The 17466-nt window shown below is 45.8% G+C and carries 18 protein-coding genes; 10 read left to right on the top strand and 8 right to left on the bottom strand.

Annotated features, from left to right (window positions below; genetic code table 11):
• Positions 1–925 (bottom strand): lipopolysaccharide heptosyltransferase I (waaC, locus tag M0P91_RS09920; RefSeq protein ID WP_295066743.1); only part of this gene is annotated, 925 nt, incomplete at its 3' end.
• A gap of 63 nt (positions 926–988) precedes the next feature.
• Here waaC and M0P91_RS09915 point away from each other — a divergent pair.
• The 8 genes from M0P91_RS09915 (at position 989) to pssA (ending at position 8175) form a co-directional block, all read left to right on the top strand.
• Positions 989–1897, top strand: a complete 909-nt coding sequence (locus M0P91_RS09915; RefSeq protein ID WP_295066741.1) for a PDC sensor domain-containing protein — start codon at positions 989–991, stop codon at positions 1895–1897.
• Entirely contained in the window at positions 1894–2505 is a 612-nt protein-coding gene (gene hisH, locus M0P91_RS09910; RefSeq protein WP_295066740.1) for an imidazole glycerol phosphate synthase subunit HisH, read from the top strand. Before M0P91_RS09915 ends, hisH begins: the two co-directional genes overlap by 4 nt.
• Positions 2506–2571: 66 nt before the next feature.
• Positions 2572–3270, top strand: coding sequence for a 1-(5-phosphoribosyl)-5-[(5-phosphoribosylamino)methylideneamino]imidazole-4-carboxamide isomerase (gene hisA, locus M0P91_RS09905; protein WP_295066738.1), 699 nt, complete (start codon positions 2572–2574; stop codon positions 3268–3270).
• Between the two features lie 67 nt (positions 3271–3337).
• Positions 3338–3712: a chemotaxis response regulator CheY gene (locus M0P91_RS09900; RefSeq protein ID WP_295066736.1), complete on the top strand. Its 375-nt coding sequence runs from the start codon at positions 3338–3340 to the stop codon at positions 3710–3712.
• 17 nt (positions 3713–3729) lie between these two features.
• A complete protein-coding gene (locus M0P91_RS09895) occupies positions 3730–4548 on the top strand; it encodes a 50S ribosomal protein L11 methyltransferase (RefSeq protein ID WP_295066735.1) in 819 nt (272 codons plus the stop codon).
• Position 4549: 1 nt separating this feature from the next.
• Positions 4550–6502, top strand: a complete 1953-nt coding sequence (gene ftsH, locus M0P91_RS09890; RefSeq protein WP_295066733.1) for an ATP-dependent zinc metalloprotease FtsH — start codon at positions 4550–4552, stop codon at positions 6500–6502.
• A gap of 28 nt (positions 6503–6530) precedes the next feature.
• A complete protein-coding gene (locus M0P91_RS09885) occupies positions 6531–7175 on the top strand; it encodes a phosphatidylserine decarboxylase (protein WP_295066731.1) in 645 nt (214 codons plus the stop codon).
• Positions 7176–7443: 268 nt separating this feature from the next.
• Positions 7444–8175, top strand: a complete 732-nt coding sequence (pssA, locus tag M0P91_RS09880; protein WP_295066729.1) for a CDP-diacylglycerol--serine O-phosphatidyltransferase — start codon at positions 7444–7446, stop codon at positions 8173–8175.
• Here the strand turns inward: pssA and M0P91_RS09875 are convergent.
• The 4 genes from M0P91_RS09875 to M0P91_RS09860 all read right to left on the bottom strand — a co-directional run bounded on the left by M0P91_RS09875 (position 8163) and on the right by M0P91_RS09860 (position 12410).
• The gene (locus tag M0P91_RS09875) at positions 8163–10514 is read right to left on the bottom strand and encodes a tetratricopeptide repeat protein (protein WP_295066727.1); all 2352 of its coding nucleotides are present in this window, start codon (positions 10512–10514) and stop codon (positions 8163–8165) included. The two genes, pssA and M0P91_RS09875, sit on opposite strands and share 13 nt — an antisense overlap.
• A gap of 16 nt (positions 10515–10530) precedes the next feature.
• Positions 10531–11775 (bottom strand): serine--tRNA ligase, encoded by a 1245-nt coding sequence (serS, locus tag M0P91_RS09870; protein ID WP_295066725.1) that lies wholly within the window; start codon positions 11773–11775, stop codon positions 10531–10533.
• A gap of 71 nt (positions 11776–11846) precedes the next feature.
• Entirely contained in the window at positions 11847–12140 is a 294-nt protein-coding gene (locus M0P91_RS09865) for a hypothetical protein (RefSeq protein ID WP_295066723.1), read from the bottom strand.
• A 3-nt stretch (positions 12141–12143) separates the two neighbouring features.
• Positions 12144–12410: a toxin gene (locus M0P91_RS09860; RefSeq protein ID WP_295066722.1), complete on the bottom strand. Its 267-nt coding sequence runs from the start codon at positions 12408–12410 to the stop codon at positions 12144–12146.
• A gap of 314 nt (positions 12411–12724) precedes the next feature.
• Here M0P91_RS09860 and M0P91_RS09855 point away from each other — a divergent pair, with 314 nt between their 5' ends.
• Together M0P91_RS09855 and M0P91_RS09850 are read left to right on the top strand one after the other, a co-directional pair.
• On the top strand, positions 12725–15409 hold the full coding sequence (locus tag M0P91_RS09855; protein WP_295066720.1) for a hypothetical protein: 2685 nt from the start codon (positions 12725–12727) through the stop codon (positions 15407–15409).
• Between the two features lie 136 nt (positions 15410–15545).
• Entirely contained in the window at positions 15546–15770 is a 225-nt protein-coding gene (locus M0P91_RS09850) for a type II toxin-antitoxin system Phd/YefM family antitoxin (protein WP_295066718.1), read from the top strand.
• Positions 15771–15830: 60 nt separating this feature from the next.
• Here the strand turns inward: M0P91_RS09850 and M0P91_RS09845 are convergent, their stop codons facing one another.
• Genes M0P91_RS09845 through M0P91_RS09835 form a run of 3 tightly spaced genes read right to left on the bottom strand, consistent with a single transcriptional unit; the run spans position 15831 to position 17400 of the window.
• Positions 15831–16307 carry a hypothetical protein gene (locus M0P91_RS09845; protein WP_295066717.1) on the bottom strand — a complete coding sequence of 159 codons (477 nt, stop codon included), beginning with the start codon at positions 16305–16307 and terminating at the stop codon, positions 15831–15833.
• Positions 16282–16446 (bottom strand): hypothetical protein, encoded by a 165-nt coding sequence (locus M0P91_RS09840; protein ID WP_295066715.1) that lies wholly within the window; start codon positions 16444–16446, stop codon positions 16282–16284. The genes M0P91_RS09845 and M0P91_RS09840 overlap by 26 nt, the downstream gene beginning before the upstream one ends.
• A gap of 51 nt (positions 16447–16497) precedes the next feature.
• Complete coding sequence (locus tag M0P91_RS09835; protein WP_295066714.1) at positions 16498–17400, bottom strand: methylenetetrahydrofolate reductase; 903 nt, start codon at positions 17398–17400, stop codon at positions 16498–16500.
• Positions 17401–17466 lie beyond the last annotated feature (66 nt).

The raw sequence follows: 17466 nt of genomic DNA, 5'->3' as shown, positions 1-17466 counted from the left end.
TGATATGGAAGATATCAACGTGCGAAGGGGATTTGATTCCGATATTGACGGGCGTCGGATAGATCATTCGCTCCGTGGTCGGACCGAAAAGGGTAATGGAAGGTTTGTTCATTGCCCACGCGATATGGGTGGGGCCGGTATCGTTGCCGACGGTAAGATCGCAATGGGCGATAAAGGTGACCAGTTCGAACAGAGAAAATTTGGGGGCGACGATTGCATTGGAGGCGCGTTCGGAAATCCATTGGGCATCATGAAGTTCTTGATCACTTCCCCAGATCAGATAGCAAGGATAGGGGAGTATTTGACACAGTGCGGCAAAGTGCTCTTTCGGATAACATTTCGACGGCCAGGAGGCTCCGATAACGCACGCGATGTTTTTGACATCAGTGTCCAAAATTTGCGGCCGCTCTTGCAGAGGAAAAACGGCCTCTTTATTTTGGATGGTTTTTTCATCGAAAGGGATGCCGAGCGCTTCGGTGATGACCAAAATATTGCGTCGGATGACGTTCATTTCGTACGGGATTGACGACACGGTGTCATAAAACCATGATGCGATCCCCTCTCGGGCACTTTTCCGGTCGAATCCGTGTACTTTTCCTTTTAAAAAAGAGGTAACAATTGCCGATTTGAGCAATCCTTGCGCATCAATGATATGGTCGTAGGGGGGAAGAGCACGAAGTGCTTTGCGCGTTTGGAGGAAGAGCGCGGGACTCTTGGTCTTTTTAATCCGTTTGAGGGGGATAGGGATGACGTTATGGATGAGGGGATGGTTTTGCAATAGGGGTGCAAATGCCTCTTCGACGAACCAGTCAATCTGACTGTCGGGATAATAATGGGCAATGATTTGTAAAATGAGAGCGGTATTGATAATGTCGCCCAATGCGCTGAGGCGGACGATAGCGATACGTAAATTCGGACTTTTCATAAGCGTAACTATAGCGTAACCAAGCTATAATTTCCCCATTATAAAGGGTAAAAGGGGTTAGATATGGTCGCGCAAGATATCCAGCAGTATTCTGAAATCCGCCCCAAAGCAAGGGCCTATTTTTGCTATCTTTTTCATAAAAATCTACCGAACCATCTCCCTTCCGTTTCGGTAGAGACGATTACGGCCCGAATGCTTAAAATCCGGGGTGATCTGCAGGGGCTTGAGGCCGTTTATTTGTTGGACGCCAAAGGAAATCAGATTGGCCCAACGTATCTCAAAGAGGGGAAAAAAGATGAGGATGACGGGGCGAGACGTTCTACCCGAGCCTATTATTACCGTGCGATGCACGAGCGGCGCTGTACCATCACCGATCCATACCCTTCACTGCTGACCGATAACTTAACGGTTACCGCTTCCCAGCCGATTTTTGACGAGCATGGAGAGATCGTTTATGTCGCTTGTCTCGATATGCCGTTGGATGAAGTGCTTAAAATCGCTCACCCTTTGGCTTTGGAATCGTTCGCCGGCCGTTTCTTTAGAGGAGCGTATGCCGTCTTTTCGATTGCTTTGGCGTTTGTGGCTCTGTTGCTGTTTGTTAAAGGTATTGAAAGCTTTTTGGCATACGGTTTCGGGCAGTACGATAAAATTGATATAAAAGATATATTTGAAGCAACGATTCTTTTAACCCTTTCTTTGGCCACATTCGATTTGGTGAAAACGCTCTTTGAAGAGGAAGTAATCGGAAAAAGCAAGCATGACCCCGCATCCGATATGCACAAAACGATGGTCCGTTTTTTGGGCTCTATTATTATAGCCCTCTCCATCGAAGCACTGATGTTGGTCTTTAAATTTGCTATGACAGAACCGGCCTTGATTATCAACGCCATCTACATTATCGGAGGAGTGGCGATGCTCCTTATAGGCTTGGCAGTGTATATCCGGTTTACCCAGATAAAGGAGAAAGAGTGATCGGAATCGTTGATTATAAGATGGGAAATCTTGCCAGTGTTATGAACGCGTTTCATTTACTGGGTGAAGAGGCGGTGATTGAATCGGATCCCGATAAGCTTCAAACGTATGAGCGCATTATTTTGCCTGGCGTCGGTGCGTTCGCAGATGCGATGGAACATTTGCAAGAGCGAGGAATGGATCAAGCGGTTCGGGAATATGCTTCGAGTGGCCGCTATCTGCTGGGGATCTGCTTGGGGATGCAGCTGCTGTTTGATTCGAGTGAAGAGTTCGGTCTTACCAAAGGGCTTGGTTTGATTGAGGGAAGGGTTGTCGCATTTGACAGCAGCCGTTTTCATACCCCTCTTAAAGTGCCCCACATGGGATGGAACCGGATGTTTACGGCGCAGCACCCTTTGTTTGAAGGTCTGGACGAAGCCCATTATCTCTATTTCGTCCATTCGTATCATGCTTTATGTGAAACCCCTTCGGACACGATCGGAGAGTCCCATTATGGCTATCGCTTTACGAGTGCCGTTGCCCACGAAAATGTGATGGGGATACAGCCGCATCCGGAGAAAAGCCATAAAAACGGCCTGACGATACTCAAAAATTTTATTAATCTTTGATGTTAAATCCCCTAAAGCTACCCACATCAATGTGGGAGATTTTAAATATCTAAAAAAGGTGTATATATGACTATTTTTCCCGCAATTGACCTGAAAGACGGCAAAGCTGTCCGTCTCACCAAGGGTGCTATGGAGAGTGCCAAAATCTATTCGGAGACTCCGTGGGAACTGGTCAAGACATTTGAAGAGATGGGGGCTGAATGGGTCCATCTGGTTGATCTTAACGGAGCGTTTGCCGGTGAACCGAAAAATCTTGAACAAATCCGTGCCATCCGTGAAAACTGCACGGTCAAGCTGGAGCTTGGCGGCGGTATTCGGGACGAAGCAACCATTCAACGCTATCTGGAGCTGGGGATTGACCGGATTATTCTAGGTTCGATTGCCCTTCGTGATCCTGAATTCGTCAAAACGATGGCGGCCAAATATCCGATCGCCGTCGGCATCGATGCGATTGACGGATACGTTGCGGTTGAAGGATGGGGGGAAGTGAGTACGATGAAGGCAACCGATCTGGCCCGTTTATTCGCCGATGCGGGGGTCGAAGCGATTATTTGTACCGATGTAGGGCGTGACGGTACACTTTCGGGTGTAAATGTCGATTTTACCCTTGAGATTGCCCGTTCATGCGGTATACCGACCATTGCCAGCGGAGGAGTTAAAGATGAGCGCGATATCGAAGCGTTGCTGAAACATTCTGAAGTAGCCGGTGTGATCGTTGGAAAAGCCTTTTATGAGGGGACAATTGACCTCAAAAAGTTTTTTTAAACTTGACTCAAAGAAGATTAGGTTATTATTGACCACTTATTCTGTATAAACCAAAAAAGGACGCACTTTGAAATTATTGGTTGTAGATGATAGCTCGACAATGCGCCGTATTATCAAAAATACACTTTCACGACTTGGATACGAAAATGTTTTAGAGGGTGAAGACGGAGTCCAGGGTTGGACAGTACTGAATGAAAACCCTGGCATCGGGATGTTGATTACCGACTGGAATATGCCGGAGATGAACGGGTTGGAATTGGTGAAGAAAGTTCGTGCCGATGCCCGTTTTTCTGACCTTCCGATCATTATGGTAACGACCGAGGGGGGAAAAACCGAGGTTATTACCGCCCTTAAAGCCGGTGTCAATAACTATATCGTCAAACCTTTTACCCCGCAGGTGCTCAAAGAGAAATTGGCCGCCGTATTGGGCACTGAGGGCTGATGCAAGATTATTATTACATGTTGGTGGTTAAACCATCTTCGCATCATGAGCTTTTTAGTGATTTTTTAGTGGATGCCATCCCGGTCGGATTTGAAGAGACGGACGAAGGATTTATTATCCGGAGTGAAGAAGATCTCGAAACGATCAGTTGGGGAATCGAACAATTCAGTGAAGCACTTCAGCGTGCGTTGGGTGAAGTGGTTGATGTTGAGCTGATCCTCACCAAAGAGAAAAATGACGATTGGATCGCCCAGTATCAGCAAGCCATTACTCCGATTGAAATAGGGCCATTTTACATACACCCGACGTGGGAAGAGCCTAAATCAGGGTTGTTGAATATCGCCATTGACCCTGCATTAGCCTTTGGGACAGGGCACCATCCTACGACAGCTTCGTGCCTACGTGCGATTGCATCGTCCGTTCATGCCGGGGATGAGGTTATGGATGTCGGTTGCGGAAGCGGTATTCTGGCACTCGCAGCGATGAAAAAAGGGGCTATTGTCGATGCCTGTGACACCGATCCCATCTCGGTAGAGAATGCCCGCACCAATGCCGAACAAAACTCCCTCGCTTATCGCCGTTTATGGGAAGGGCCGATACAGGAGAGCGAAGAGAAATACGACGTGATCGTGGCCAATATTGTCGCCGATGTTCTGGTATTTATCGCCTCTGACCTTAAAAAACGGCTGAAAGAGGGGGGTGTTTTAATCCTCTCCGGTATTATGGACAAATACGAAGAAAAAGTGCTTCGTGCGTATCGAACGTTTGAACTGACGGAACGTATTGTCGAAAATGAGTGGGTAAGTTTGGTTTTAACCGAAAAAGGAAAGATATAATATGAGTCAACCCGAGTCGAATAAGCCGGATAAAAACGGAAATTTTTTTAACAAAAATCCTTTAATCACCTTTGCAATTTTCTCCGTTGCGATGATCGTCTTGTTTAAAGCGTTTGTCGGCGACGAAAGCGACCTTGCCGGTAAGATAAACGGGCAAAATGTGACCCGCGTCCAAGAGATCACCTATGCCGATCTCAAACGGCTGATTGAAAACAAAGAGGTTGAAAAAGTTTCGATCGGGCAAACCATGATCCGTGCTATCGGGAACGACGGTACCGGGAAAGTGGCGTACACTACCCGTATCGTTGGCCCCGATTCTACCCTGATCCCGTTGTTGGACAAGCAAAAAATCAACTATAACGGTTTTAGCGAGACCAATTGGTTTACCGAGATGTTCGGTTGGCTTTTCCCTTTTCTCATTATTATCGCAATCTGGATGTTTTTTGCCGGACGGATGCAAAAAAGTATGGGTGGCGGAATTTTGGGGATGGGAAACTCCAAAAAACTGGTCAATTCCGAAAAGCCGAAAACAAAGTTTGATGACGTCGCCGGTGTTCAAGAGGCAAAAGAAGAAGTTCTGGAAATCGTCGATTTTTTGCGTTATCCGGACCGTTACGTCGAACTCGGAGCCAAAATCCCCAAAGGGGTCCTTCTTGTCGGAAGCCCGGGTACCGGTAAAACGTTGCTGGCCAAAGCGGTAGCCGGAGAGGCGGAAGTTCCGTTTTTCTCCGTATCGGGTTCCAGTTTTATCGAGATGTTTGTCGGGGTCGGTGCCGCACGGGTACGCGATTTGTTCGAACAGGCAAAAAAAGATGCTCCGTCGATTATTTTTATCGATGAGATTGATGCCATCGGTAAAAGCCGCGCGGCAGGCGGAGTGATGGGGGGGAACGATGAACGTGAACAGACGCTCAATCAGCTCCTTGCCGAGATGGACGGTTTCGGTACCGATACTCCGATTATTATCCTCGCGGCAACCAACCGGCCGGAGATTCTGGATCCGGCTTTATTGCGTCCGGGACGATTCGATCGTCAGGTGCTGGTGGACAAACCCGATTTTCAGGGGCGTATTGACATTTTGAATGTTCACGTCAAAGGGGTGAAAACCGATGCGGATATCGATATTGATGAGATTGCCCGTTTGACTGCCGGTTTAGCCGGTGCCGATTTGGCCAATATTATCAATGAAGCGGCATTACTCGCCGGGCGAAAAAGCCAAAAGACGGTTCGTCAGGCCGATTTGCGTGAAGCGGTTGAGCGGGCTATAGCGGGGCTATCGAAAAAGAGCCGCCGTATTGATGAAAAAGAGAAAAAGATTGTCGCCTATCACGAGAGCGGGCATGCCCTTCTCGCAGAGACCACCAAGGGGGCGAAAAAAGTTTCCAAGGTTTCCATCGTTCCACGCGGATTGGCGGCACTCGGGTATACCCTCAACACCCCTGAAGAGAACAAATATCTGATGCAGCGTCATGAACTGATCGCCGAAATCGACGTATTGCTTGGCGGTCGTGCGGCGGAAGAGGTTTTTATCGGTGAAATTTCTACCGGTGCGGCCAATGATTTGGAGCGGACTACCGATATCCTCAAGGCTATGGTGCAGATGTACGGTATGAGCGATGTTGCCGGATTAATGGTACTGGAGCGTCAGCGCAGCAGTTTCCTCGGAGGGGGAATGTCGCAGGCGAAAGAGTATAGCGAGCGAATGTCCGAAGAGATGGATCAGTTTATCAAGAGCTCTCTCAACGACCGTTATGCTGCGGTCAAAGAGCGTCTTGAAGAGTACCGTGACGCCATTGAAAAAATTGTTGAGCTATTGTATGCCAAAGAGAATATTTCAGGAGATCAGGTCCGCGAAATTATTGAAGCCTACGAAAAAGAGAATGGGATTGAAACCAAACTCGAACCTCGGAAAGTCCTTGGTTCGCCTAAACCGGAAGCAACGATTTCAGAATAACCGTAACAGCTTAGAAGGAGCGTAGGTCATGACAATTCAAAATGATACTTTTATCCTCTCCAAAAGGGGTTGGCTTCTGGCAACCGTGATTGCTGCCCTTTTTTTATTTTTTACCTCGACGGGGCTTCATCTTTTTCAGTTTATCAGCGGAGCTGCATTACTGGCCGTTTTGGCCATCTTTCGCAACCCTGAGCGAAACACCCTTAAAACGGAAGCGGGGGCCATTATCAGCAGTATTGACGGGGTCATCCTTTCGATCGAAGAGGCCGTGGTCGAAGATAAAAAAATGACCAAGGTGACGGTCCTTAACTCGCTATGGGACGTCTCGATGCTCCGCTCTCCGTTCGATGCTACCGTAGAGGGGTTCAAAACACGCCACGGCGTCTCTTTGCCGTTGTACAATCCGTTATCCGATGCATTGAATGAAAAAGCGGTAATTTCGTTTCGTTCCGCGAATGGGGATGAACTGTTTATCGAACATATGAGTGAGCAAAATTGTTTTCCGATCGGTATTGAACTCGAAAAAGGGCAGATGCTTAAAGAGGGGATGCGTTATGGATTTATGGCCAAAGGGCGAAGTGCACTCTACCTTCCGGAAGGGTCGGTCGTTTCGGTCAATGTCGGTGCGACCGTCAGAGCAGGCGAAAGTCTGATCGGTTATTTAGCTGCCTAATTAATAGAACGCGAAAGGAATAAAATCCCTTTCGCTACGCTAGCCGCTATGGCACTAAAGCTTGCTTCTGTGAAGCAGAATATCTTATCATCTGATGTTATGCACTTTTCGGGCAAAGCCGTAAAGTGGCAGGGACTAAAGTCCCTACAACCCCCTAAAGCTACCCGCATCTTTCGGATGCGGGAGATTACTAACCTTTTCGCACTTGTTTAGACAAGGTGCGTAAGGTCAGTTATCATTAGAAATCTTAAAATGCTAAAGGAAAACGATGCGAAAAGATCCACCTCCTCCCATCGCCTATCTCCTCCCCAACTTTTTTACCGCTGCTTCCATTTTTACCGGATTTTATGCGATTTCACTGGCATTGCAGCACGATTTCGTATCGGCTGCATGGTTTATATTTCTGGCTCTTATTTTTGACGGTTTGGACGGCCGTGTTGCCCGTCTTACCAATACGGCAAGTCATTTCGGTGTAGAGTTCGATTCGCTTGCCGATATAGTCGCTTTCGGCGTTGCCCCGGCCCTTTTGCTTTATTTATACGTAGGTGAAATGTATGGGAGGATCGGAATCGTTGTGAGTGCCCTTTTTATCATTTTCGGAGCGGTTCGACTTGCCCGTTTTAATGTAACGACCTCACGGATCGAACCGAGTGTATTTATCGGCTTGCCGATTCCAACGGCAGCGATTATGGTCTCTCTTGCCATTTTAGTCATGGAACGTTATCCTCTATTGTATGCCTATAAGGTTTTGATGCTTCCATTGGCGGTTGTATTAGCCTTGTTGATGGTGAGCAATATTCGCTATCCGAGTTTTAAAAAAATAAATTTCAAGGTATTTAATTTTATCCGCTTTTTGATCAGTGTGATCGTTATTGCATTGAGCGTCTTTATTTATCCGATTGAGGGGATGGCTCTCTTGGGGGCGGGATATTTGTTATACGGCCCCATGCGGGCATCTTTTTATCTACTTCGGCGGCTGGTGACGGGTTATAGAGGGTGATATTTCTGGGGCTCGTTAGCGAGTTTCTCGGTATCGATTCTAAAATCAAAATAGCGTGAGACAAACCCGCTATTCCCCATTTTTGAAAATTGTACCACCGCTCCGGGATTGTTCTGAGCTTGAAGATACAAGAGTCCGAGGGCATAACGGCTCTCCGCATAGTTGGTATTTTTAATTTTTGAGAGCTCCAGCAATGCAATCGCATTTTCATAATGCCCCGCGCCGATGGATGCGCATGCCCCCATAAAAAGGGTTTTTTCATCTTTGAGCTTGTATACATCGACCAGCTGGTTGTAAAGGGTATAGGACTCTTCAAAGTTTTGGTTGTAAAAATGGGCCAGAGCCAGAGCTTCGGTTATGTCGGCACTGTTGTCGGCGGTTGTTTGGAGCTTCGTTTGCAGACGTTGAATCGTCGGTGCCAACTGTCCGGTCATCATTGCCATCAAGATCGTTTTTTCTCGGGTAATCTGCGGACCGAAATAGAGGTCATTGTAGGTGAATGACTGTTTTTTGAGATAATTGATGGACGAGGCCGCAAACTCTTTGGTCTTTTGGTTTTTAAACCGGGAATTAATGAACATGAGGTGGGGTAATAACGTACCGGGCTGCTGGTGAATCAGCTGTTGTGCGGCACGCTGCGCCTCGTCCTTTAAATCGAGTTCGGAAGCGATCAAAAAATCAAGCGCAGAGTAGAGAGGACGCTCTTTATAGCGGTTGTCACTCCATTTCTGCGCATTCATGTAGTTATTCTGAAGAATATCGACAAGGACCCGATAGAGTTTGAACTCTTCGGTATTGGGCTCTTTGGAGAGGTTCTCTTTCAAAATCGATGCGAGCTTCGGATTGGGTTTGGCAATCAGTTCAGCGTTCATAAGGGCGAATATTCCGGAGAGGTAATTACCCGCATCCAGATGATAGGAGCGTAAAAAATGGTCATATGCATCGGAATATTGCCCCAGCTGTGCGTAGGTCAGGGCAAGATCGTAGTGAAGGACGGAGTGCTCTGGATTGTTCTTCAACAGTAGTTCAAGATCTTTATTCGCATCGCGCAGACGCAGATTGATCGCTTTTTGGACGGCACGCGCTATACCGTAATCGACAGCGGAAGCACGGCTGCTTTTTTGGAGGTACTCTTTGGCACCGCTGATGTCATCGATAAAAATATTGGCATTTCCCTTGCGGATATAGCTGATGGTTTGGTCGGCGTTGAACGCTTTGTAGGGGGAAAAGTAAAAAATAGTCTGATATACATTTACCTGATTTGCCCCTTTCATGCTCCGAAAAAACTGCTGGCCGTTCTCCGGGGTAAAGAGGGTCGGTTTTAAAAAGACATGCAACGGATAAGGGAGATAGACCTGATCGGGATAGGCATCGGTGACCGACTTGATCCGCGATGCGGCATCTTCCTGAAAACCGGATTTGAGGTTAATGAAAGCAAGTGCAAGCTGTTCTTGAATCGGTTTCGCATTGCGGATAACGGCCTGATTCAGGTGGACACGGGCTTGTTCCAAATTGCCGCTGTTGGCATAGAGTAACCCTCTGGTAAAGGCATCATCTTCTTCGTAAGGGTTTTGCAGCGCCTCAATAGCCTCCTGATAATTGCCGAACAGGCTATCGATTGCGGCTTTAAGCTTGTTCTGGGTCCCCTTATACTCTTCGCTGGTAGGGTGATTGAGGGCGCTGAGGGCTTCGAGGTAATTCCCTTTGTAATAATTAATGAGAGCGTAGTAGTAAGAATAGAGGGGAGATGCACTCTCTTGGGGGAGATAGGCCGCTGCCATATCAATATAATAATTAAACTTTTTTTCATCCCCCAGATGAAGCGAACATACGGCAGCATTAATCGCACTGACGCAGCGGTTTTCACTGTTGGCAATGGAGCGCTTGAAATTGGCGAGGGCTCCGGTGTAATCCCCCTCCCGGAGCTGAACTACACCCAAATTGTATTGCGAAATGGCTTCGGAAAAAAGGGCGATTTTTTCAAAAAGTTTCAGTGCATCGGCCTGATTTCCATTGGCGTAGAGGGCATTGGCCGATTGGATCATTTTTTCCAGCTCACTGGGTTCGATGATTGAATCATCGCTATGGGATATTTTGGATTTCATCGGTTTTTTTTCGGCATGAGACCCATTTTCACCGGAATGACCTGAAAAAAGAGCAAAGGTAACGCTCCCTGTCGTGAGGAGGAGTAGGAGTGCGCCGACCCCGATTTGAACTTTTTTATTTTTCCAAAGAGGGGGTTTTGAAGGGAGCGGTTCACTCTGTAGTGAATCGGCTTGTTCGACACCTGCGGCATCGGCCTCTTCGATAATGATTATCTCGTCTTGCTCTTGCGCCATCTCGCTACTTTAGAAGTTATAAGTATTTCTGCAACGGATCGGGGATCTTGATCGACCCGTCTTCTTGCTGGAAATTTTCCATGATAGCGACCATCGTCCGTCCGACGGCCAAACTTGAACCGTTTAGAGTATGGGCGAGGATGTTTTTCCCCTCTTCTTTGTAACGGATCTTTGCACGGCGTGCTTGGAAGTCGCGGGTATTGGAGACCGAGCTGATCTCACGGTAGGCATTTTGCCCCGGAAGCCACACTTCCAGATCGACCGTGCGGGCCGCACCGAATCCCAAATCGCCGGTGCAGAGGGTGACGAGACGGTGGGGAAGTCCCAGCGCGCTCAGGAGATCGGAGGCACACGCCACCATCTCGTCAAACACCGCATTGCTTTGGTCGGCGCGGGTGATGCTGACCAGTTCCACTTTATGAAACTGATGCTGACGGATCATACCGCGTACGTCGCGTCCGCCTGAACCTGCTTCTTTGCGGAAACATGAGGTATATCCCGTCATTTTGATCGGCAACTCGGCACCGTTCAGGATTTCATCTTGGTAGAGATTGGTGAGCGGTACTTCCGCCGTCGGGATGAGATAGAGCTCTTCCTCTTCGACTTTGAACAGATCCTCTTCAAATTTCGGAAGCTGTCCTGTCCCCTCCAGCGCACGGCGGTTGACGAGCATCGGAACGCTCACCTCTTCAAAACCGCGCTGGCGGTTGAAATCGAGCATGAAATTGATCAAAGCCCGCTCCAGCCGCGCCCCCATGCCGCTGACAACGCTGAAACGGCTTTTGGCGAGTTTGACCCCCCGCTCAAAATCGATCCAGCCGTTGGCTTCGGCGAGTTCCCAGTGCTCTTTCGGGGTAAAGGTAAAAGAGGGTGGAGCGAGAACTTTTTTTATTTCGATATTATCGTTTTCATCCTCACCGTCGGGTACGTCCGCATCGGGGATATTCGGGACGCGCATGATGATCGCATCGAGGGCTTCTTCGGCGATACGTTGCGTATCAAGGAGATCATTTAAGGTTGCTTTGTTAGCATCGACTTCGATTTTCAGTTCGTCGGTGCTTTTTCCCTCTTTTTTGTACTGACCGAAAAGACGGCTGAGTTCATTTTGTTTCGCTTGCAAGGTTTCATAGGCGAGTTTAGCGGTTTTGAGGGTTTCATTGGCGGATTTTAGTTCAGCGATTATCTCTGCTGAGACTTTTTTGCGCATCAACGCCGTTGCGGTTTCGTCAAAATTTTTCTGGAGAAGTTTTACATCGATCATAAAGGCAAATCCTGTTGCTTATAAAGTGGATTGATTATAGCCAAAAGAGGCTGAAATTAGGTCAAAATCACTTACGACACCCGTACCTGTCCCGTCGTAATTTTATGGATGATATGTGTGATATAGGTTTGATACGGAATCCCCTCATTGAGTGCCATCGCTTTGAGTTTTGTGATGTCATCTTCGAAGAGACGGATACTGATCGCTTTGCGTTTAGATCGCTGTTTGATCGTTTCGGCGGCAGTGATTTTGAGCGATTTTTTGAGGCTCTCAAGCTCATCTTTCGGGAGAGGAACATACTCACCGTTTTCTACCGCTTCAACAATGGCTAATTCTTCATCGGTATAGATTGTTTTGGTACGCATCGGTTACTCCTTGATGTATTTTTTGGTCTGTTTTCGGCTGGGGTAGATCGTTTTTAGAAAAAAAGTTTCTCCCTCTTTTACGAACGGAACGATATAGGCATAATTCATAATCTCGACAATTAAACAGTATTGGCTCTGATGATTGGCGCTTGGATTTTTGACGATGTCGAGAAGTTTCTCTTCTTGAATACTGGTAACGACATCTTCAAAACAGACATTTCGATTCTCTTTGAGGAGGGTGTTTTTTTCATCGTTCCAATCAAAAACCATTTGATCCCTCACTTGCTAAAGATACTATTTCATAATTGTATATCAATTGTATGTAAAAAGCAATAAATATTTAAATAATCCCGTTCGCCCTGAACTCACGTGCCCTTCGGGTATGTCGAAGGGTAAGTTCATGGTTCGACTAGCTCACTATGAATGCAAAAGAAGGTTATGAAAGAAATAAAGTAATTTAAAGATTGGAAAGTATAATATGTTGCATAACAAACGTTAAAATATCTAATATAACTATTACTAACAGATGTAAAATGGATCATGTATGTGTGATGACTAAAACCAATTCCACCTAAGGAAGCCTAATGAAAAAACTATTAACTCTTATTCTTCTCCTAACCGTCACACTATTTGGAGCGAGTTTTGATTGTTCGAAAGCGAAAACAAATGTTGAGAAGATGATTTGTTCAGATAAAAAATTATCTGTTATAGATGAAAATCTATCCAAAGCATTTAAAGAAGCTATAAAAAATACCAAAGACAAAAATCAGCTCAAAGATAAACAGTTTGTATGGTTAAAAGAACGGAATGAATGTAAGGATTTAAATTGTTTGTATGATTCTTATAATCTTCGACTTAAATATTTGGAAAATAAAGCGCAATACCAATTTGCAACGGATCAAAAAAAAATCACTCGTCCTAGTTTGATGTCCGAAGCGCTTTATGCAGACACATACTATACTGAAGCCCCGAGCGATTCGCTGGTTTGGTCAAAAGCGCTTTTGGGCTTAAAGATTCCCGGTTTCTCCCCTCAAATGGATTCAAATCGGTGGAGTGAATGTAACTATAAGAGCGGATTGGTAGCGTTACGGGAAATCCAATCACAACTAGGGAAAGATTCACCCTATTTAAAATTATGGGCTGCTAATCAAAACCGGGTTTTTTCTGCGTGCGAAGGGGGAGAAGAGGACGATTTAACACCGGTACAACCTGTTGGAAAACTCCCCCCAAGAGCAACAGGGGATTTTCTCTATCAACTCGGAAGCTGGAATTTTTATCGAAAAGATTACCCAACGGCGTTAGAAAATTATAAAGAGGTCGAAAAATTGAACGACTCACCTCAGCAACCGATGGCTGCTTACATGGTCGTTCGAACACTTGCGTATCAAAACCGTGCCGAAGAGGCTTATCACAAAATCGGTGAAATCCTCGCCGATCCTTCCTTGCAAAGTATCCATGATATTGCCAAAAATTATCGCTTCGTCATTATGAGTAATATGCGCTCTTTTGATTTGGAGCTTACCCCTGAACTGGCAATGGAACATTTAAAATGGCTTCAAAAGATTGTCCGACTCACTACCGAAAATATTGAACAGCCGGAGAAAGCGTTTGCCGAGCAAAAAGATGCATTGGAGCAATTTAATGTTTATTTTGCACTCTATGCACCGGATGTGAAAACGGTCGATTGGTGGTTGACTTCCTACGAACCGGAGGGACCTAGAATGCGCGCCGTAAAAACACTGGCTCCTCAAAATCCTCTCATCGACTGGATGCAGGCCAAATGGGCATATAACGTTTTCGATTCCGACTGGCTTTGGTCGTTACATCAACAAAATAACCCTTATTGGGAACAAAATCGAAATATCGTTATTCATGCACTCGAACAATGGAAAAAGACCAAAGACGGAGCATGGCTGCAAATTGCTATCCAACGCGTCCATCCACAGGATGATTTGGCTTCTAAAATTCTCTCCGATGCTGAATCCTATTTGAATAGTGCATGGAAAAATGAAACCCCAGAATATCGAATATGGCTCTTTGACCTGTGGAGTAATGCAGTGCGTATTCGTTTGGGACGAGATGAGATTGATAAAGCCGATTCACTGATTTTCGGGCATTGGGATTATTATCAAAATGGTTTGCTCTCTTTTTCTGAATCCATGAAATACCGCTATTATAGGGAAGATTTTAAACGGACGTTGGTTCAAACGCTGCAATGGCTCGTTTATACTGGCAAGTCAGATTCAGCACGTTCATTGCTAGACAGAATACAAAAAAAGCTTCCTAATAATTTTGATCAGTGGAGAAGTCTATTAGCGACAACGCCCGATGAAGCGATCAGCGTCGCGATACTTACCGATTATGATCGTTATGGATTATACGAGCATAATAATGACGATAAAGTATGGCGGGAAATGATCGAACTTTTACCGTTTAAATTACTCTATACCATGGCAACGGACGATCGTATCAAACGTGAGTACAGAGGTCTGATATCCCGTACCCTCTTCACAAGAGCAGTACTACTCGAATACGATAACGATCAGATCGATAAATACGCAGCTTTGGCCGCCAAGCTCAACCCTTCGATTCGTGAACCGTTACTAGAGAGCGTTGCCGGTCATAATCGCGATAAATACATCGAATTTCTTCTGAAAATGCCTCGATTTCGCCCGGCACTCTATCTGGAGTACGCGGATGATCCAGAGCGTAAAGGGGAGGAAAAAGGGATTAGACTCGATGCAATCGATGTATATAATCACAACGATAACAATTGGTGGTGCCGATTCGATGATAAAATATTTAAAAAACGAATTTTTAATGCCATGATGATTGTTCCGAATGACAACAATATACTCTCCTATAACACTAGAAATAGATCGGAAGATCAAAGCCAAAGAATAGAGTTAGAACCTTATCTCGATAATCAGCGAAAATTGCTGAACAACCATCCCTATATAGCATTGATAGACAAAAAAGAGATCGAAGCACTGGAAAACATCCCCTCTGGGCCAAAATATTTGAGTGAAGCGGTAATCAAACGTGAAGTGGAATCGGGTATAGCTACAACTCCCGAGGAGCAAAACGAGCGGGCAGGCAATCTGTATCGCGCCGTCAGAACAACACGTTACGGCTGTAATTTTTGTTGGCTACTTGAAAAAGACAGTAATTGTTCGCATGGTGAATATTCAAAAAAAGCATATGATTTGTTACACGAGCGGTATGAAAATACCCCGTGGGCAAAAGCAACGCCGTATTGGTTTAAATAGGTTGGTGGGTTAGAGAAAGATACGGGGCAAATTTATGGTTAATTAGGTGTGGAACTTGTTTTATAAACGGGGTAGTTTGCGTAACGGAATAAAATTTTATAATTGCCAATATCTTGACAAAAATGAGGAGTTTGCGATGCAAGCTATGTTTTATTCTGCGGCACGTAATAACCTGCGAAGTATGATTGATAGCGTCTGTAACAACTGTGAAGAGTATATCATCACGACCAAAGATAACCAAAGTGCGGTTTTGATCTCGTATGAAGAGTACGCTTCGATGAAAGAGACGATGCATCTGCTATCGTCCAAAAATAATGCTGATCGCTTGATGGATTCTATCGAAGAGATTGAAAAAGGTTAACTTCATGGTTCGACATACTCGAAGGGCACGTGAGCTCACCACGAACGGGAAAATAAAAGCTTATATCTTCAAAAACAAATACCGCTGTTTATCTCTATCATTATGAGGTTTGAATCCAAACTCATTGGTGTAAAATATTTCAAGTTTTTCATTATCGGGAACGAGTGCTAGCCATCGGATACCGATTTCATTACTGATTCTTTTGGATAAGACGATTGCCAAATCGATGAGGTAGCTCGAAATCTTGGTGTTTGAAAGTTCCTCGAATGTTACTCGACGATATTCTGAGGCGACAAAAAGATAGTCGATTTGTACGGTAGAGATGGAGTCAACACGCGAAGCAGATAAGCCGATAAGTCCCGCAAGAAGATTATCTTTTTCAAGCGCATAAACGACAATAGAGCTTTTTTCGCAGGAAGATGAGAGTTGTTTGATGAATTGACGTTCTTGTTCGCTCGTCGTTCGACTAAAATAGCTGATCGGCAGTTTGGAGCCTACAAATTTTCTAGGCTTAAAAATTCCACACCACCTTGGCATTTTTAATCACATTGATCGCTTTTTGAACCGCTTGATCCCCTTTGGGATTGTTTTCAACTGCAACAATAACTGATTTAGGAAGCTTTCCGCGAAAGTAGGTTTTGACTACTTTGCCATTTTTTGTCATTTTAAAAGCCATCAAAAACTCCTCTCATTTGTATGTATAAAATTATATACCATATTTATGATTTTAGCTCAAAATCGCCTTGGCGAGTTCAAACTGATTGGCGGTCATAATGTGGATTTTCGGATGGAGCGCTTTGAGCTCTTCGAAGAGGGTTTTGCTCAGCTCAAATCCGACTTTGTACTCTTCCTCCGGGCTGATGTGGGAAGCTTTTTCGAGTGCTGCGACCCATGCGCTCGGTACAAAAATCCCCGGAACGTTTTCATCCAAAAATCGGGCGGTGCGGAGTTTTGTGATCGGAAAATAGCCTAAAACCAATACAGACTCAGCACTGTTTTCGAGGTTGGCTTCTGCCATCATCTCCAGTAATTTTTTTGCATTTTCGAGATCATAAACGGGTTGAGAGATAATACCGATCGCCCCGTGCGCGACTTTTTTAGTCATTTTCTTTTGCAGTGTCGCCGCACTTTTGGCATACGCATCGGTGACGGCGAAGGGGTATATCTCTTGGACGGGGGCGATGAGTTTTTGCTCCGCCATATCGGTCCCGTTGTTGAGGGTGGCGATGATGTCGAGGAGGAGTTTGCTGTTCCCCTCGAAAACCCCTTTGGCATGCGGTTGATCGGAGTTGTGTGCGCTGTCGCCGGTGAGGGCGAGGATAGCGCGGACGTTCGCTTCATTGGCACCGAGAAGATCGCTTTGCAAGGCAATGCGGTTACGGTCGCGCATGCTCATTGTGGCCAATGCCGGTTTGCCGAAACGCTCTTGGAGCTTCATGGCGGCGAAGAGGGCATTGTATTTAAGTTTGGCAAGAGGGTTGTCGGTCGTGCTGAATCCGTCTACCAGATTCTGAAGTCCAAGGGCTTCAATCTTATCGATGGTAGGGGCAAACTGTGCCGAGCGTGACGGAGTTGTTTCGAGTGTGATGTAGGTGCCGTGACGGAGTTTTTCCAGGAAAAGTTCAAACAAAAGATGCCTTTAGGGATGCCATTAAGACCAATAAGATATAATTGCGCCATTATAACAAAGAGGACG

It is taken from the genome of Sulfuricurvum sp. (genome assembly GCF_023229695.1).
GTDB lineage: Bacteria > Campylobacterota > Campylobacteria > Campylobacterales > Sulfurimonadaceae > Sulfuricurvum.
Note: the sequence above shows the minus strand (reverse complement) of the source record. Positions and strands in the feature narration are given on the sequence as shown.

Excerpts from the sequence above, each read along its gene's own strand:
- M0P91_RS09915 (WP_295066741.1), top strand. The coding sequence starts at position 989 with ATGGTCGCGCAAGATATCCAGCAGTATTCTGAAATCCGCCCCAAAGCA.
- hisA (WP_295066738.1), top strand. The coding sequence starts at position 2,572 with ATGACTATTTTTCCCGCAATTGACCTGAAAGACGGCAAAGCTGTCCGT.
- M0P91_RS09895 (WP_295066735.1), top strand. The coding sequence starts at position 3,730 with ATGTTGGTGGTTAAACCATCTTCGCATCATGAGCTTTTTAGTGATTTT.
- ftsH (WP_295066733.1), top strand. The coding sequence starts at position 4,550 with ATGAGTCAACCCGAGTCGAATAAGCCGGATAAAAACGGAAATTTTTTT.
- M0P91_RS09885 (WP_295066731.1), top strand. The coding sequence starts at position 6,531 with ATGACAATTCAAAATGATACTTTTATCCTCTCCAAAAGGGGTTGGCTT.
- pssA (WP_295066729.1), top strand. The coding sequence starts at position 7,444 with ATGCGAAAAGATCCACCTCCTCCCATCGCCTATCTCCTCCCCAACTTT.
- M0P91_RS09875 (WP_295066727.1), bottom strand. The coding sequence starts at position 10,514 with ATGGCGCAAGAGCAAGACGAGATAATCATTATCGAAGAGGCCGATGCC.
- serS (WP_295066725.1), bottom strand. The coding sequence starts at position 11,775 with ATGATCGATGTAAAACTTCTCCAGAAAAATTTTGACGAAACCGCAACG.
- M0P91_RS09865 (WP_295066723.1), bottom strand. The coding sequence starts at position 12,140 with ATGCGTACCAAAACAATCTATACCGATGAAGAATTAGCCATTGTTGAA.
- M0P91_RS09860 (WP_295066722.1), bottom strand. The coding sequence starts at position 12,410 with ATGGTTTTTGATTGGAACGATGAAAAAAACACCCTCCTCAAAGAGAAT.
- M0P91_RS09855 (WP_295066720.1), top strand. The coding sequence starts at position 12,725 with ATGAAAAAACTATTAACTCTTATTCTTCTCCTAACCGTCACACTATTT.
- M0P91_RS09850 (WP_295066718.1), top strand. The coding sequence starts at position 15,546 with ATGCAAGCTATGTTTTATTCTGCGGCACGTAATAACCTGCGAAGTATG.
- M0P91_RS09845 (WP_295066717.1), bottom strand. The coding sequence starts at position 16,307 with ATGCCAAGGTGGTGTGGAATTTTTAAGCCTAGAAAATTTGTAGGCTCC.
- M0P91_RS09840 (WP_295066715.1), bottom strand. The coding sequence starts at position 16,446 with ATGGCTTTTAAAATGACAAAAAATGGCAAAGTAGTCAAAACCTACTTT.